Source organism: Butyrivibrio sp. INlla18, assembly GCF_900103635.1.
Lineage (GTDB): Bacteria > Bacillota > Clostridia > Lachnospirales > Lachnospiraceae > Butyrivibrio.
Genome location: NZ_FMXK01000009.1, coordinates 129,432 through 143,179, shown reverse-complemented (window position 1 = coordinate 143,179; position 13,748 = coordinate 129,432). Strand labels below are relative to the sequence as shown.

Here is a 13,748-nt window from a genome sequence, read left to right as displayed (position 1 = left end):
ATGGAAACAATTAAGAATTATCTTGAGACAATGTTTGCTAATCTTCCAAATACTCTTGAAGTTAAGAAAGCAAAGGATGAGCTCTACTCAATGATGGAAGATAAGTTTACAGAGCTGATAGCTGAGGGCAAGCCTGAGAACGAGGCAATCGCCATTGTAATTTCAGAGTTTGGAAATCTTGATGAGATCTCTGAGAGCCTTGGAATCAACAACGTGGTTTCTGAGATGGAGACAACTGACAGAAGACTTATCAGTCAGAATGAATGTGACAATTATATTGCTGATTCAGCACGCCGCAGATTCTTCAATTCACTTGGAATCCTGCTCTGCATCTTTTCACCTATCGGACCTATCATCTTCGGTTCAATCGGTGATGCAGTAGGAATCGAAGCAATCGAACTTATCGGTGTTATCTTACTCTTTATCTGCATAGCAGCAGGCATCAGCCTCTTCATGATCGCATCATTCCTTATGCGTGATTGGAAGTTCTTGGACAAAGAGCTCTGCACTATCAGCTATTCAACAGCTGAGTACCTTGCAAGAGAAAAGGAAGATAGCCAGTCTTACAAGCTTGTTCTTAGAACACTTGGAATCGTGCTTTGCAGCATCAGCTTCCTTCCAGTGATCATTTTAGATACAATTCTTGGCTCATCATTTAGCATCATTACTGAAGGCTTTGCTCCAGCACTTATCTTCATCGGAGCTGGTATCGGTGTATTCTTTATCATGTTCTCAGGTGCTAAGGACGCAGCTTTTGACAAGCTCCTTTCACTTAATGATACCAAGACAGTTGCTGGCAACTACGAGCCAGTCAAGAAGGTAAAGAAAGAGTATGTTAGCCGTGCTGCTGAGATCCTTATGAAGGACTATTGGAAGACAGTACTTGCTATTTACCTTATCCTTAGCTTTACATCATTTAACTGGGGTTCAACATGGCTTATCTGGCCTATAGCAGGCATTTTACGTAAGCCACTTACTGAGATCTTTCTTAAGAAGTAAGGAGGAATATTATGAAACACGTCTATTCTTTAGTTCTTGTGGTACTGACACTTGCTGCGATCGCCTATGGCTATCATGTGCACATGGGTGGCAATGACAAAAAGGTTGATGCAGATTATGAGTACGGCGCTGATGTCCAGAAGATCAACATTGAAGCTGCTCTTATGGATGTAGAGATTGAAGAGGGGAGCGAACCATCAATAACCTATCATGGTTCCGAGAGACTTAAACCTACTGTTACTTACGATAAGGGCAGCAAGATACTTACTATCAAGCAGCCTAATACTAAAGTCAAAAATGCTAAATATAATCAAAATAACGAGATGACTATTGTTTTACCAAAGGACATAAAGCTTGATGATTTTAGTCTGAACCTTGCTTGCGGTGAAGTAACTCTTCAAAAACTTGATGCTAAGAAGATCCACATAAATGATAATCTTGGAAACTTTGAGGCTCAGCGCCTTGTTTCTGAAGATATTGATATAGATGCAGCACTTGGAAATGTTAAGATCTATAGCTGCGATGCCAAGAGTGTTGATATTGATGCGTCTTTAGGGGATGTTGAGATTGACATGGAAAAAGACCTTGATAAGTATTCAATTTCAGCTAACGCATCCCTTGGATCCATGAAGATAGGCAAAAATAGTAGCAGTAGCTCCTATGTTCAGACAGGCACCGAAGGAACTATCATGGTAAACTGCAGCCTTGGAGATGTTGAGATCAAGTGATCTTGTTCATATAGATTAAAAGACTTGGGAAGATTATTCCCAAGTCTTTTTTGGTCTGACGAATTATTTATTTGGAAGTGTTTCTGCTCTCTGAGCGATGTTCTGCTTGAAGTTGATGATCTCGTGATCATACTCTTCATCCATGTAGCTGGAGTGAAGAAGGAAATCAGCAGTTGCCTTATTATTGGCAAATGGAATGTCATAAACCTGAGCAATTCTCATAAGGGCCTTAACGTCAGGATCGTGAGGAGCAGCTGTAAGTGGATCTGAGAAGAATACTACAAGATCTATCTTGCCTTCTACGATCTTGGCTCCGATCTGCTGGTCACCACCAAGTGGTCCTGAGTTGTAGCCGCGAACAGGAAGGTCTGTTGCATCTGTGATCATTCTGGCTGTTGTTCCTGTGCCGCAGAGGAAGTGCTTTTTAAGTGTCTCTGCATTGTCCTGGCACCATTTTATAAGCTCAGCCTTTTTGCCATCATGGGCAATAAGCGCGATATTCTTTTGTCTTGGAATTGTAAGTGTGATTGTGTCTGACATAAAGAGCCTCCTAATTGGATATGATTACTCTATTATCTTATTTTGTATCCTTAATTGCAATATTTTGGCTGGATGAAATAACCTTTAATGCTGACAAATTCTGGAACTCTTTTGGTGACATTCCATATTCCTTTTTAAAGGCTTTAAAAAAGCTGGAGTAATCCCTAAATCCAAACTTTTCATAGGTTGTTGTGATGCTGGAACCGGCTGTTATGGCGTTTCGACATTCTTCGAGACGCTTTTTTATTATGTACTGATGAAGAGAGACCCCAAGTGTATCCTTGAACAGATGGGCAATGTAGTACTTGCTTACAAAGAACTGCCTTGCTATATCATCAAGGGAAAGAGTGTCCTCAAGATTGGTCTCAACGTAGGACAGAATATTCTGGAAAAGAGTAAGCTCCTCGCTTCCAGACTTTTGGTGGTCATCTTCGTAGATTATCCTGTTAATGGTAAGGATAAGGTCGCAGAGACAAAGATGCCTTATGGCGCCACTTCCGTACCTGTCACCTGATATTTCTTCTAATAATCTAAGGAACTTTGATTCAACAAGGTGGAAAGAAGCAGGTGTCAGGTGATAGATGTATCTTTTGAAGGCTTCAGCTTTCTGGATAAGATACATGTAGTCTACGGACTCCTGCGTAAGCTTCTCGCAGCAGTCCTTGCTGATCCAGAAGACAAAGCGCTTGTAGTCCTTATCTGAGGTATGCATCAGGGCATGGTGATAGATTCCCGGAGGCACTAGCATCAGATCTCCAGGTGACATCTCATAATGAGAAGAATCTCCATTTGGATTAAAGATTTCCATAGTAACATCGCCCTCGATGAAGAGATAGCACTCGTAATAATCGTGGGCATGTGGACTTAAGGTCTTGAAGTTTTTGTCCTGATAAAAGAACACCTCAAAGTCCGATGAAACCATGTATTGTCTTGTGTTGAAGGATGATCTTAATTTGCTTTTCATAAGTTTATCTTACCATTAGTAACAATTTTTGCAATCTTGGAAACAATTTATTCCATTCTCTTTTTATACGAAAAAAACTATTGTAGGTATATCAAAAAAAGAATTATCAAACAATAGGACATTTTTAATAGGAGAGTACAAAATTATGGAAATGACACTTCGCTGGTATGGCACAGACTATGATACTGTTAAGCTTTGGCAGATCAGACAGATTCCTGGTGTAAAGGGAGTTATCACAACTCTTTACAACAAGCAGGCTGGTGAGCTCTGGGAGCAGGACGAGATCAAGGCTCTTAAGAGAGAAGTAGAAGCTGAGGGCATGCACATTGCAGGTATCGAGTCAGTTAACGTATCAGATGCTATCAAGGCTGCTACAGCAGATAGAGACCTTCATATTGACAACTACATCAAGACACTTGAGAACCTTGGTAAAGAAGACATTCACATGGTATGCTACAACTTCATGCCTGTATTTGACTGGACAAGATCTGAGCTTGCCAGAAAGAGAGAGGATGGTTCTACTGTTCTTGCTTATACACAGGAAGCTATCGATGCGATCAACCCAGAGAAGATGTTTGAGTCTATCTCAGGTGAGATGAACGGTACAGTAATGCCAGGTTGGGAGCCAGAGAGAATGGCTCACGTAAAAGAGCTCTTCGAGATCTATAAGGATGTTGATGAAGACAAGCTCTTTGAGAACATTGTTTATTTCCTTAAGGCTATCATGCCTGTTTGTAACAAATATGATATCAAGATGGCTATTCATCCTGATGATCCTGCTTGGTCAGTATTTGGCCTTCCAAGAATCATCAACAATGAAAAGAACATCTTAAAGCTTATGAAGGCTGTAGATGACGTACACAACGGTGTTACATTCTGCTCAGGTTCTTATGGAACAAGCCTTGAGAACGATCTTCCACACATGATCAGAGCACTTGAGGGCAGAATCCACTTTGCACACGTTCGTAACCTTAAGTTCATTTCTCCTACAAACTTTGAGGAGTCAGCCCATCTTTCAGAGGATGGAACATTTGATATGTACGAGATCGTTAAGGCTCTCTACGAGACAGGCTTTAACGGACCAATCCGTCCTGACCACGGCAGAATGATCTGGGGTGAAGTTGCAATGCCAGGTTATGGCCTCTACGACAGAGCACTTGGTGCAACATACATCAACGGACTCTGGGAAGCTATCAAGAAAAGCCACGAGAGAGGAATCTGATATCTTAAGAAGATAAAGAAGGAGAATAAGTATGAAACTTTGTGATAATAGCATAAAGACAGACAATTCTTGGAAAGAGAAGGGATATGCTCTTCCAACATTTGATAGAGACAAGATGATTAATGAGACAGTTGCTAATCCTGAGTGGGTACACTTTGGTGCAGGTAACATTTTTAGAGCATTCCAGGCTAATCTCGCTCAGAGAATGCTTGCTGAAGGGCTTAATGATAAGGGACTTACAGTAGTTGAGGGATTTGATTATGAGATCATCGAAAAGATGTATCGTCCTCATGATAATCTTTCTATCCTGGTAACTCTTAAGGCAGATGGTTCTGTTGAGAAGAACGTTATCGGAAGTATTGCAGAGTCTTGCATCCTTGATTCAAACGATGACAAGGAATTTGAGAGATTAAAAGAGATCTTTAGAGCAGATTCTCTTAAGATGTGTACATTTACGATCACAGAGAAGGGCTATAGCCTTGTTAATCCAGCAGGAGAGATCCTTCCAGCAGTTGCAGATGATTTTGTAAACGGACCAGCAAAGCCTCAGAGCTATATCGGTAAGGTAGTAGCTCTTTTACATGAGAGATATGTAGCAGGTGCTAAGGCAATCGCTATGGTCAGCACAGATAACTGCTCACACAACGGTGATAAGCTTCATGACGCCGTTAGTGCTTTTGCTAAAAAGTGGGTAGAAAACGGTAAGGCAGATGCTGGCTTTGTAAGCTACATTGAGGATGAGAGCAAGGTTTCATTCCCTTGGTCAATGATCGACAAGATCACACCTAGACCAGACGATTCAGTAAACGAGATTCTTGCTGGTGATGGTGTTGAAGAGCTTGAAGCAGTTGTAACTTCCAAGAAGACTTGGGTTGCACCATTCGTTAATGCTGAAGAGAGCGAATATCTCGTTATCGAGGACAAGTTCCCTAACGGAAGACCAGCTCTTGAGAAGGTTGGCGTTATCTTCACAGACAAAGAGACAGTAGACAAGGTAGAGAGAATGAAGGTTTGCACATGCCTTAATCCTCTTCATACAGCACTTGCTGTATACGGATGCCTCCTTGGCTATGACAAGATCTCAGAAGAGATGAAGGATGAGGACCTTGTAAGCCTTGTTAAGACAATTGGCTATGTTGAGGGACTTCCTGTTGTTACAGATCCTGGAGTTATCAGCCCTAAGGAGTTCATCGACACAGTAGTTAACGTTAGAATTCCTAACAAGTTCATGCCTGATACACCACAGAGAATTGCCTGTGACACATCACAGAAGCTTGGAATCAGATTTGGTGAGACTATCAAAGCTTATCTTGCTTCTGATAAGCTCAATGTCAGCGACCTTAAGCTCATTCCACTTGTACACGCTGGATGGCTTCGCTATCTTATGGGACTTGATGACAAGGGCAACGCATTTGAGCCAAGCCCAGACCCAATGCTTGAGAAGGCACAGGGATTTGTTAAGGACATCAAGCTTGGTGAGAGCGATGCAGCCAAGGTAAAAGAGCTTGTAATGCCACTTTTAAAGGATGCAAGCATCTTTGGAACAGACCTTGAGGCAGCAGGTCTTACAGATAAGATCCTTGGCTATTTCATGGAGCTTATTGCAGGTACAGATGCAGTTAGAAATACTCTTCATAAGTATTGCAATTAAATGTTATAAAATGTAAAATTTACTAGTACTTTGGATTTGTTACGGTCCGGAGTACTAGTTTTTTCTAGGAGGGTAAATGAAATGAAAGTATGTCAGAATTGCGGAAATCAGGTTGAAGATAGTGTGATCTTTTGCACTAATTGCGGAGTTGAGATCAAGTCAGCAGAGCAGCAGGCACCACAGTCAGCTCAGCCAGTTACGCAGCAGGCACCACAGCAGAACGTTCAGCAGGGTGCACCAGTATTTGTGAACGCTCAGCAGGCTCCATATCAGCAGCCTATAGTTTATAACGATCCTAAGGACCACACAAACGAGTTTGATGCTAACGATATCGCTGATAACAAGCTCTTTGGTGCAGCTTGCTATCTCTTTGAGATTTTTGGTATCATAATAGCTCTTCTTGTTAACACACCATATACAAGATTCCATGCCAAGAATGCTATAAGATATGATATAGCGCTTCTTTTATGCTTCATACCATGTATCATTCCTATACTTGGATGGCTTGTTACTGGTATTGCATGTCTTGTACTCTTTGTCATCAAGATCATCGCTATCGTATGGTCACTTCAGGGCAAGGCAAAAGAGCTTCCTATCATCAGTGATATCGGATTTTTGAAGTAAGGTTAGTATGAACAGTTCTCTAGATTTTTTGAACATGATAAAGAACCAGTCTGCTCAGGAAAAGCTTCGGGAAAAGAAGACTGTAGTAAAAGAAAGCACCTCTTTTACATCATGCAATGCAGATAGAATAGCAGTGATAGATACAGAGACTAACTGGCATGACGCTGTTATGTCTTTGGGAGTTGCCATAGCTGACGCACAGAGCTTTAAATGTGTAGATAAGAGATACTACATTTTTGAGCCTGAGTGTTATGTGGGCGGTATCTATTCAAATGTTATGAATTACAGAGGTGTTAAGGGAATTTCTGGTAACAGGGATGTGGCAATTGCTGATCTTGAGAAATTTCTTTTACATAATAATGTAAAAAAGATCCTGGCATACAATGCCAAGTTTGACTACGGACATCTCCCTGAACTTCAGCATTTTGAGTGGCTTGATATCATGAGACTTGCAGCATACAAGCAGTATAACAGGGCAATTCCTGAGTCGGCACTTTGTTGCAAGACTGGAAGGCTTAAGAGCAATTATGGAGTTGAGCCTATCATGAGAATGCTTACTGGTGATGCCAGATATAAAGAGATCCACAACGCAGTTTACGACGCTGTGGACGAGCTAAGAATAGTTGAACTATTGGGACATTCTTTAGAAAGTTACGAATGTGCAAAACTATAAAGCAAAAAAACAGCCATTGTCACTTCAGACGATGGCTGTTCTCATATGTTCTGTATTGCGTTATTCATTGCTTCATTTATCTGTGCGTTCATCTTGTCTGAAATCTCTAAGTGAAGCATATCTATTACTCTATTGTCTATTGAATATCCAAGCCTGCTGGCGTGGGCATATAAATCATTTTGATGTGCAGCTTCATAACTTTGTCTCATGCTGGCATTTAATAGTCTTGCGGCCTGCATTTCGTCATAAGCCTGATCGAACTTCTCACCAAACTTGCCTTTTAAGTCATCACTATTTCCCAAAGCATCAGTGGCATTAGATGGCTGAAGCTGATTCAGATATTTACTTGTTATTCCATTGGCTGCAGCTAGAAAATTAAAATCCATATCTATCTCCCTGATCACAACTTCAATATATATATCGGATAGATTATTAATTTATTGAGTTACATCTTTATTTTAATATTCAGTTGTGTGAATTGTGTGAAATAAATGCAGTATCTGTGCGGAAAAGAAAAATAGTTACAGAGGCAAAATTGTGATTGCGAAATTTGGTTGCAGAAAGTTTATAAAAATTTTATATTTACACTTTACAATAAATTATCGGTATGATAAATTTTTAACGGTTGGTTATGAAAAGGATTTCGTTTCCTACTGTCTTTGCAATATAATCTGAATAGTATAGAGAATGGCCATCTCTGTACGATTTAGTTCATAGGCTTAAATTTGTTATAACTGAAGGGAATAGCAGAGAAATGATCAACTTTGATGAACTTCGTGTGAAGGAAGTTTTTGCTGGGTATACCCAAAAATATAATCCAGAAGATCCTAAGATAGCACTCAAGATTGATCATACCTACAGAGTAAGCGAGATATGTAGAGAGATCGCTACTTCGATCGTAGGAGATGCTACTGATCCTGAGGCTATTGACTTCATAGAACTTGCGTGGCTTTCCGGAATGCTGCACGATATCGGGAGATTCGAGCAGGTCCGAATCTATAATACCTTTATGGATATAGAATCTGTTGACCATGCAGAGTTTGGAGCTGATATTCTTTTTAAAGATAACAAAATGATCAAAGAATTTCTGGATACTAGAGAGTGGGACAATATTCTTGAGATTGCCATCAGAAATCACAACAAGTTTCGTGTGCAGGATGGCTTGGACGAGAAAACACTTTCTATCTGTAATATCCTCCGTGATGCGGACAAAGTGGATATACTTCGCGTGAATGTTGAGACTCCTTTTACGGATATCTATAACACTACTGAGGAGATTTTGTATAACTCATCAGTATCACCTGAGGTTCTGGCGCAGATCAGAAACCATCAGACTGTTACACGTGAAGTTAGGAAAACACCAGTTGACCATCTGATGGGACATATTGCACTTATGTTTGAACTGGTATACCCAAAGAGTCGTGAAATAGCAAAACGTCAAGGATATCTTGAAAAGCTGTTTGCTTTTCAGTCACGAAATCCCCAAGCAAGGCAAGCCCTTGAGATTGCAAGATATGAACTTGCAAAAGAATGGGAAGATTAAAGCAAAAACTGGCTCGAAGTTTCACTTTATATTTTCCGGAAGACCCATCAATGGATCTTCTCAAAAGTTCTACCATTATGAATGATGCTTACAGCATGTCTAATTTGCTGTAGTAAGTAATACTTCGTGCATCATTTGTATCTACCATATGCAAAGGATACAGGAGAGCCGTAAAACTCCTAATTGCACCTATGTGGACACGCTGGTGTTCCATAGTTGTGCTCATCTTTCCTCACCCTTTTTCTGGGCAGAGTCTAATTCTCACTGTATCTTTTGCAGAAATGTCTTATAAATATCCCGGCGTAAATGAAAAAACGAGATTGCGCATACTTCTTATGACTTTCTTAAGATTTGCAGTAGATATTCTTAAGATTGCTTAATAAGTATTTACTTACCTTTTTATGTATGATAATCTCTACAAGGCTAATAAACATAGACTTCATTATCTGCTCATTTTGAGCGCGATGATGGTGCAGGCAGCATGTCTAATTTGCTGTAGTAGGAATTACATCTTGCATCCATCATATCTTCCATACGTAAAAGATACAGGAGAGTCCCCAAACTCCTTTTGCACTGACAGGGTCACTAGGTGATGCTGAATATCTGTGCACGTCTTTCTTTGCCCTTTTTTACGTGGCGAGTCCCGTTCTCACTGTATCTTTTGCGGTAATGTCTACAATAATCGCCTTGAAAGGAATACTATGCAACAAGAAACTATCATTAACGAATATACAGGAAAGAATTATCTAAATGCTACAGGACCAATAACGGTAGGTATGACTAATGACTATATGTTTAGAATTGTTTTTCAGCAAAACAAATATGCTCTAAAAGGATTGATCAGCTCTATATTGCATATCGATCCAAATACTATAGTTAATTTAGAAATAACAAATGAAGTTGTGCCGGGAGTAAGTATTACGGACAAAGAATACCGAATGGATATTTTGGTTACTATGAATGACAACACAATAATTGATATAGAAATGCAGTTAAGAAATCATGAAAATTGGAAATGCAGACCATTACTATATTTATGCCGCTCCTTTGATAATCTTAATCACGGCGAAAAATATGAGAAAGTAAAACCTGCTTATCAGATTAGCTTTATTGATTTTACATTGTTCGAAGACCATCCTGAATTTTGCGCTACATATCAGATGAGAAATGAAAAAGATAACTATCTTTATACTGACAGATTTAATCTCAAAGTGATAGAATTAAAACATGAAGAGCTTGCTACTGAGATAGATGAGCTCTACGGAGTTACGGATTGGGTAAGACTTTTTAAATCTAAAACGTGGGAGGAACTTAAGATGGTTGCTAAGAAAAATGATTATATGACTTCAACTGTAGAATCAATGTATCTTTCCAATACTGATATAAATATATTAAAGATAGCTAGAGAACGTGAGGATTATCTTCGTGATGAGGCAAGTCAGAAGAGAAGAATGTCGGAGATGCAAGAGGAACTTGCTGAAACAAAAGAAGAAATTGCTAGATTAAGAAAACTTCTTGCAGATAACGGAATTGAGGCTTGATAGATATGACTCTTAAAGAGATGATGAAAGATGAATATGAGCAGGGAAAAGAAGCAAGAGATGTCGAGAAGATAACAGATATGCTGGTGCGAGGAAAGAGTCCTGAAGAAATCTCTGACTTCTGTGGCTATCCATTGGACCAGGTGAAGAGCGTACAAGAGAAGTTACTCCATAAAGTAAATTGAATGATTGAGATGAAAGGGAACTCAGCGCAGATTATACCAAATCTGCGCTTTTTCTATGACAAACAACTATATATAGATTATAATTAGCATAGTAGTGAGTATTGATTCAAAGGGGAAAACAGTGCGAGAAAGATTATTAAAATTAATTTACTTTTTTGCAGAAAAAGGAAAGCATAGTGGGGTGAAGAGAGTAGCTTTAAGGGCTAGACTTTTCCCAATATACCAGTTTTTTTGCAAAATTTTATATAAAATATTTGGTTATCTTTATTTGTATCATGTAGAGTTACCTGTCACACAGAAATGTAATTTAAGATGTAAACATTGTGTTTTCATGATGCCATATTTTGAAAAACCAGTGGATTTTGAACTGGACAAAACTTTGAAATATATGGACAGATTATTTGATTCTGTAGATGCTATACAGATTTTCAGAATCTTGGGAGGAGAGCCTTTTTTATACTCAAATTTAAAAGAGGTTGTTCAACACGCAATTGATTGTCCTAAAGTAAGAACAGTAGAAATAGTGACTAATGGAACTATTATTCCAAAACAGGATATATTGGAAACTTTGCAGAATCCAAAATTGATAATACAGATAAGTGATTATGGTGAATTATCTAGAAATAGAGACAGTATCAAAGAACTTTGCAATCAGAACGGTATAAATTGTATAGTACGAGGATCAGATGAAAAGAATTGGTTTGATCCTGGTGATCTTCATTTTAGAGGCAGAAATAAAAACGAGCTAAGAAGACAATTTAGACATTGTGGAGAAATTTGTAGAAATTTACATGATGGAAAATTGTATTTTTGTCCACGAGCAGCATTTGGTACGAAATTAGGTATTCCAGATGTTGAGGGGGATTATGTTGATTTTACAAAAGAAAGATCACGAAAAGAAATAAGAAAAGAGATTTATGAGCTCAATCAAAGGAAATATCTCGTAGCGTGTAACTATTGTGATGAAGGAACAGAAGATTATGTCCCAATTCCTGTGGCAGAGCAGTTAAAAACGAAGTGATTGAGTGGTTAATTGGTTATGGATAATACAAATGAAAATAAATTAGATGATCTCCAAAATGAATTATTAAGGTTATATGGAATTTTGGCAGATTTTTGTGACAAGAAAAAGATACGTTATTATGGTTGCGGCGGAACTGCTTTGGGTGCGATTAGGCACGATGGCTTTATTCCTTGGGATGATGATATGGATATAGCTATTCCAAGGAAAGATTATGAAATACTAATTAGTGAAGAATCAAATAAGTTATTTGATAAAGGTATTTCGGCAAAATTTGATAAAGAGTTACTTTTTTCCAGATTTATGGATACTACAGTTAGATGTAGCAGAGGAGATAGTGAGTGGAATGAGCTATTTCCATATTTGTATATAGATGTTTTTCCGATTGATGGTACTCCTAATAATGGCTTATTGAGGATGATTCATTTCTATCGTATCATGTTCATTTTCACTGTTTTAAAACTTAAGAGGATAAAATACCTTCAGAAGATTGAATATATGAAAAATAGGAGACATAGGCCTTTTATCGAGAGAGTTGTTATTAAATACGGGCATTTGATATCTCCAATCATAGATAGGTTAGATGAGGATAAACTTGTCAAAAAGTATAATGAGCTTTGCTGCAAATATGATTATGAGAACTCAAAAGTTGTGTGTGTATACAGTGGACGATATAGAAAAAGAGAGTTGATTCCAAAGGAAATGATAGGTAAAGGGAAAATGCATCAGTTTTCTGGTTGTGAAATACCTTTATATGAAAAAGCTGAAGAGTATGTAAAACAAATTTATGGCCAGAATTATATGGAATTACCTCCTATAAGTGATAGAGAAAAACATGGTGATGTTGAAATAATCAGATGAATGGAAAAACGTTGATGGATACTAATAATCCTAAGGTAATAGCCTTTTATTTGCCACAATTTCATAGATTTAAGGAGAATGACAATTGGTGGGGAGAAGGGTTCACAGAATGGACCAATACAAGAAAAGCTAGACCATTGTATGAAGGCCATTATCAGCCGCATATTCCGTTGAATGAAAACTACTATAATTTGTTAAATAAAGATACTTGGTTATGGCAAATAGAACTAGCTAAAAAGTATGGGGTTTATGGCTTTTGCTTCTATCACTATTGGTTTAATGGAAAACTGTTAATGGAAAAGCCATTGGAACAATTTCTTGATGATAAATCTCTAAATATTCATTTTTGTTTATCGTGGGCAAATGAGTCTTGGACAAGAAAGTGGAATGGTGCGAAAGGAAATACAGATATCCTCATTGAGCAAAAATATGGTGGTGAAACTGAGTGGAAAAAGCATTTTTTGTATCTTTTAGATTTTTTTAAAGATGAAAGGTATATAAGGATAGCTGAAAAACCATTGATTATAGTGTATAGACCTGAACTGGTGCCTCAATTTAGCGAGATGATAAAATGTTGGAGAAAAATGGCGAAAGAAGCAGGCTTCAAGGATCTTTTCATTATGGCACAGGGAACGGATTATTGTGCAGCCAACAGGTTTAAGAGAATAGATGATAACCTGGATGGAAATATAATGTATGAGCCTGGTTTTACGATAAGGAGCACGAAATATTATCCGATACATGGTGCGATAAAAGAATTTGTAAATCTTTTTCCTTTAAATGTTATTTGTTACTGTAATGGCGCTAAAAGGATACTTCGTTTATTTTTTAAAAAGAAATGGCCCAAAAGGATGGGGGGCTTTTTATTAAACAGAATCAAATATGATCTAATATGGGAAAAAATACTTGATCGAAAAGTAAGTCCTTCTTATTATCCAGGTGCATTTGTTAATTGGGATAATACAGCTAGAACAAAATATGAAGCTCGCATAATCTATGGAAGTACGCCACAAAAATTTGAAAAGAATATGACATGTTTAATAGACAAAGTGAAAAATGAATACAAAAAAGAATATATCTTTTTGAATGCGTGGAATGAATGGGCAGAAGGATGCTATATAGAGCCAGATGAAAAGAATAAGTATGGTTATCTGGAAGCTTTAAAAAAAGCTTTTGGTAAGAGTGGAGCGTAAATA

General features: G+C 38.2%; 15 protein-coding genes. 12 read left to right on the top strand and 3 right to left on the bottom strand.

Annotation, left to right across the window (positions count from 1 at the left end; translation table 11 throughout):
- Positions 1-999: a permease prefix domain 1-containing protein gene (locus BLS24_RS07955; protein WP_091757812.1), complete on the top strand. Its 999-nt coding sequence runs from the start codon at positions 1-3 to the stop codon at positions 997-999.
- A gap of 11 nt (positions 1,000-1,010) precedes the next feature.
- Positions 1,011-1,727: a DUF4097 family beta strand repeat-containing protein gene (locus tag BLS24_RS07950; RefSeq protein ID WP_091757810.1), complete on the top strand. Its 717-nt coding sequence runs from the start codon at positions 1,011-1,013 to the stop codon at positions 1,725-1,727.
- A 63-nt stretch (positions 1,728-1,790) separates the two neighbouring features.
- Here BLS24_RS07950 and BLS24_RS07945 read toward each other — a convergent pair whose 3' ends face one another.
- Both BLS24_RS07945 and BLS24_RS07940 read right to left on the bottom strand, forming a co-directional pair.
- A complete protein-coding gene (locus tag BLS24_RS07945; RefSeq protein ID WP_071176674.1) occupies positions 1,791-2,267 on the bottom strand; it encodes a methylglyoxal synthase in 477 nt (158 codons plus the stop codon).
- Between the two features lie 37 nt (positions 2,268-2,304).
- Positions 2,305-3,231, bottom strand: a complete 927-nt coding sequence (locus BLS24_RS07940; RefSeq protein ID WP_091757808.1) for a helix-turn-helix domain-containing protein — start codon at positions 3,229-3,231, stop codon at positions 2,305-2,307.
- A gap of 145 nt (positions 3,232-3,376) precedes the next feature.
- Here BLS24_RS07940 and uxuA point away from each other — a divergent pair, with 145 nt between their 5' ends.
- The 4 genes from uxuA (at position 3,377) to BLS24_RS07920 (ending at position 7,401) form a co-directional block, all read left to right on the top strand.
- Positions 3,377-4,453, top strand: coding sequence for a mannonate dehydratase (uxuA, locus tag BLS24_RS07935; protein ID WP_091757807.1), 1,077 nt, complete (start codon positions 3,377-3,379; stop codon positions 4,451-4,453).
- 31 nt (positions 4,454-4,484) lie between these two features.
- Positions 4,485-6,104, top strand: a complete 1,620-nt coding sequence (locus tag BLS24_RS07930) for a mannitol dehydrogenase family protein (protein ID WP_091757806.1) — start codon at positions 4,485-4,487, stop codon at positions 6,102-6,104.
- 81 nt (positions 6,105-6,185) lie between these two features.
- Positions 6,186-6,728 (top strand): DUF4870 domain-containing protein, encoded by a 543-nt coding sequence (locus BLS24_RS07925; protein WP_091757805.1) that lies wholly within the window; start codon positions 6,186-6,188, stop codon positions 6,726-6,728.
- A 7-nt stretch (positions 6,729-6,735) separates the two neighbouring features.
- Positions 6,736-7,401 carry a 3'-5' exonuclease family protein gene (locus tag BLS24_RS07920; protein WP_242872254.1) on the top strand — a complete coding sequence of 222 codons (666 nt, stop codon included), beginning with the start codon at positions 6,736-6,738 and terminating at the stop codon, positions 7,399-7,401.
- A gap of 41 nt (positions 7,402-7,442) precedes the next feature.
- Here BLS24_RS07920 and BLS24_RS07915 read toward each other — a convergent pair whose 3' ends face one another.
- Positions 7,443-7,787 carry a hypothetical protein gene (locus BLS24_RS07915; protein WP_091757804.1) on the bottom strand — a complete coding sequence of 115 codons (345 nt, stop codon included), beginning with the start codon at positions 7,785-7,787 and terminating at the stop codon, positions 7,443-7,445.
- A gap of 368 nt (positions 7,788-8,155) precedes the next feature.
- Between BLS24_RS07915 and BLS24_RS07910 the strand changes: the two genes are divergently transcribed.
- The 6 genes from BLS24_RS07910 (at position 8,156) to BLS24_RS07885 (ending at position 13,745) form a co-directional block, all read left to right on the top strand.
- The gene (locus BLS24_RS07910; protein ID WP_091757803.1) at positions 8,156-8,944 is read left to right on the top strand and encodes an HD domain-containing protein; all 789 of its coding nucleotides are present in this window, start codon (positions 8,156-8,158) and stop codon (positions 8,942-8,944) included.
- 701 nt (positions 8,945-9,645) lie between these two features.
- Complete coding sequence (locus BLS24_RS07905) at positions 9,646-10,485, top strand: Rpn family recombination-promoting nuclease/putative transposase (protein ID WP_091757802.1); 840 nt, start codon at positions 9,646-9,648, stop codon at positions 10,483-10,485.
- 5 nt (positions 10,486-10,490) lie between these two features.
- Positions 10,491-10,670: a hypothetical protein gene (locus tag BLS24_RS07900; RefSeq protein WP_091757801.1), complete on the top strand. Its 180-nt coding sequence runs from the start codon at positions 10,491-10,493 to the stop codon at positions 10,668-10,670.
- Positions 10,671-10,791: 121 nt separating this feature from the next.
- Positions 10,792-11,691, top strand: a complete 900-nt coding sequence (locus BLS24_RS07895) for a radical SAM protein (protein WP_091757800.1) — start codon at positions 10,792-10,794, stop codon at positions 11,689-11,691.
- Between the two features lie 18 nt (positions 11,692-11,709).
- Entirely contained in the window at positions 11,710-12,552 is an 843-nt protein-coding gene (locus BLS24_RS07890) for a LicD family protein (RefSeq protein ID WP_091757799.1), read from the top strand.
- Positions 12,553-12,566: 14 nt separating this feature from the next.
- Positions 12,567-13,745: a glycosyltransferase WbsX family protein gene (locus BLS24_RS07885; protein WP_091757870.1), complete on the top strand. Its 1,179-nt coding sequence runs from the start codon at positions 12,567-12,569 to the stop codon at positions 13,743-13,745.
- The last annotated feature ends 3 nt before the right edge of the window (positions 13,746-13,748 follow it).

Excerpts from the sequence above, each read along its gene's own strand:
- BLS24_RS07955 (WP_091757812.1), top strand. The coding sequence starts at position 1 with ATGGAAACAATTAAGAATTATCTTGAGACAATGTTTGCTAATCTTCCA.
- BLS24_RS07950 (WP_091757810.1), top strand. The coding sequence starts at position 1,011 with ATGAAACACGTCTATTCTTTAGTTCTTGTGGTACTGACACTTGCTGCG.
- BLS24_RS07945 (WP_071176674.1), bottom strand. The coding sequence starts at position 2,267 with ATGTCAGACACAATCACACTTACAATTCCAAGACAAAAGAATATCGCG.
- BLS24_RS07940 (WP_091757808.1), bottom strand. The coding sequence starts at position 3,231 with ATGAAAAGCAAATTAAGATCATCCTTCAACACAAGACAATACATGGTT.
- uxuA (WP_091757807.1), top strand. The coding sequence starts at position 3,377 with ATGGAAATGACACTTCGCTGGTATGGCACAGACTATGATACTGTTAAG.
- BLS24_RS07930 (WP_091757806.1), top strand. The coding sequence starts at position 4,485 with ATGAAACTTTGTGATAATAGCATAAAGACAGACAATTCTTGGAAAGAG.
- BLS24_RS07925 (WP_091757805.1), top strand. The coding sequence starts at position 6,186 with ATGAAAGTATGTCAGAATTGCGGAAATCAGGTTGAAGATAGTGTGATC.
- BLS24_RS07920 (WP_242872254.1), top strand. The coding sequence starts at position 6,736 with ATGAACAGTTCTCTAGATTTTTTGAACATGATAAAGAACCAGTCTGCT.
- BLS24_RS07915 (WP_091757804.1), bottom strand. The coding sequence starts at position 7,787 with ATGGATTTTAATTTTCTAGCTGCAGCCAATGGAATAACAAGTAAATAT.
- BLS24_RS07910 (WP_091757803.1), top strand. The coding sequence starts at position 8,156 with ATGATCAACTTTGATGAACTTCGTGTGAAGGAAGTTTTTGCTGGGTAT.
- BLS24_RS07905 (WP_091757802.1), top strand. The coding sequence starts at position 9,646 with ATGCAACAAGAAACTATCATTAACGAATATACAGGAAAGAATTATCTA.
- BLS24_RS07900 (WP_091757801.1), top strand. The coding sequence starts at position 10,491 with ATGACTCTTAAAGAGATGATGAAAGATGAATATGAGCAGGGAAAAGAA.
- BLS24_RS07890 (WP_091757799.1), top strand. The coding sequence starts at position 11,710 with ATGGATAATACAAATGAAAATAAATTAGATGATCTCCAAAATGAATTA.
- BLS24_RS07885 (WP_091757870.1), top strand. The coding sequence starts at position 12,567 with ATGGATACTAATAATCCTAAGGTAATAGCCTTTTATTTGCCACAATTT.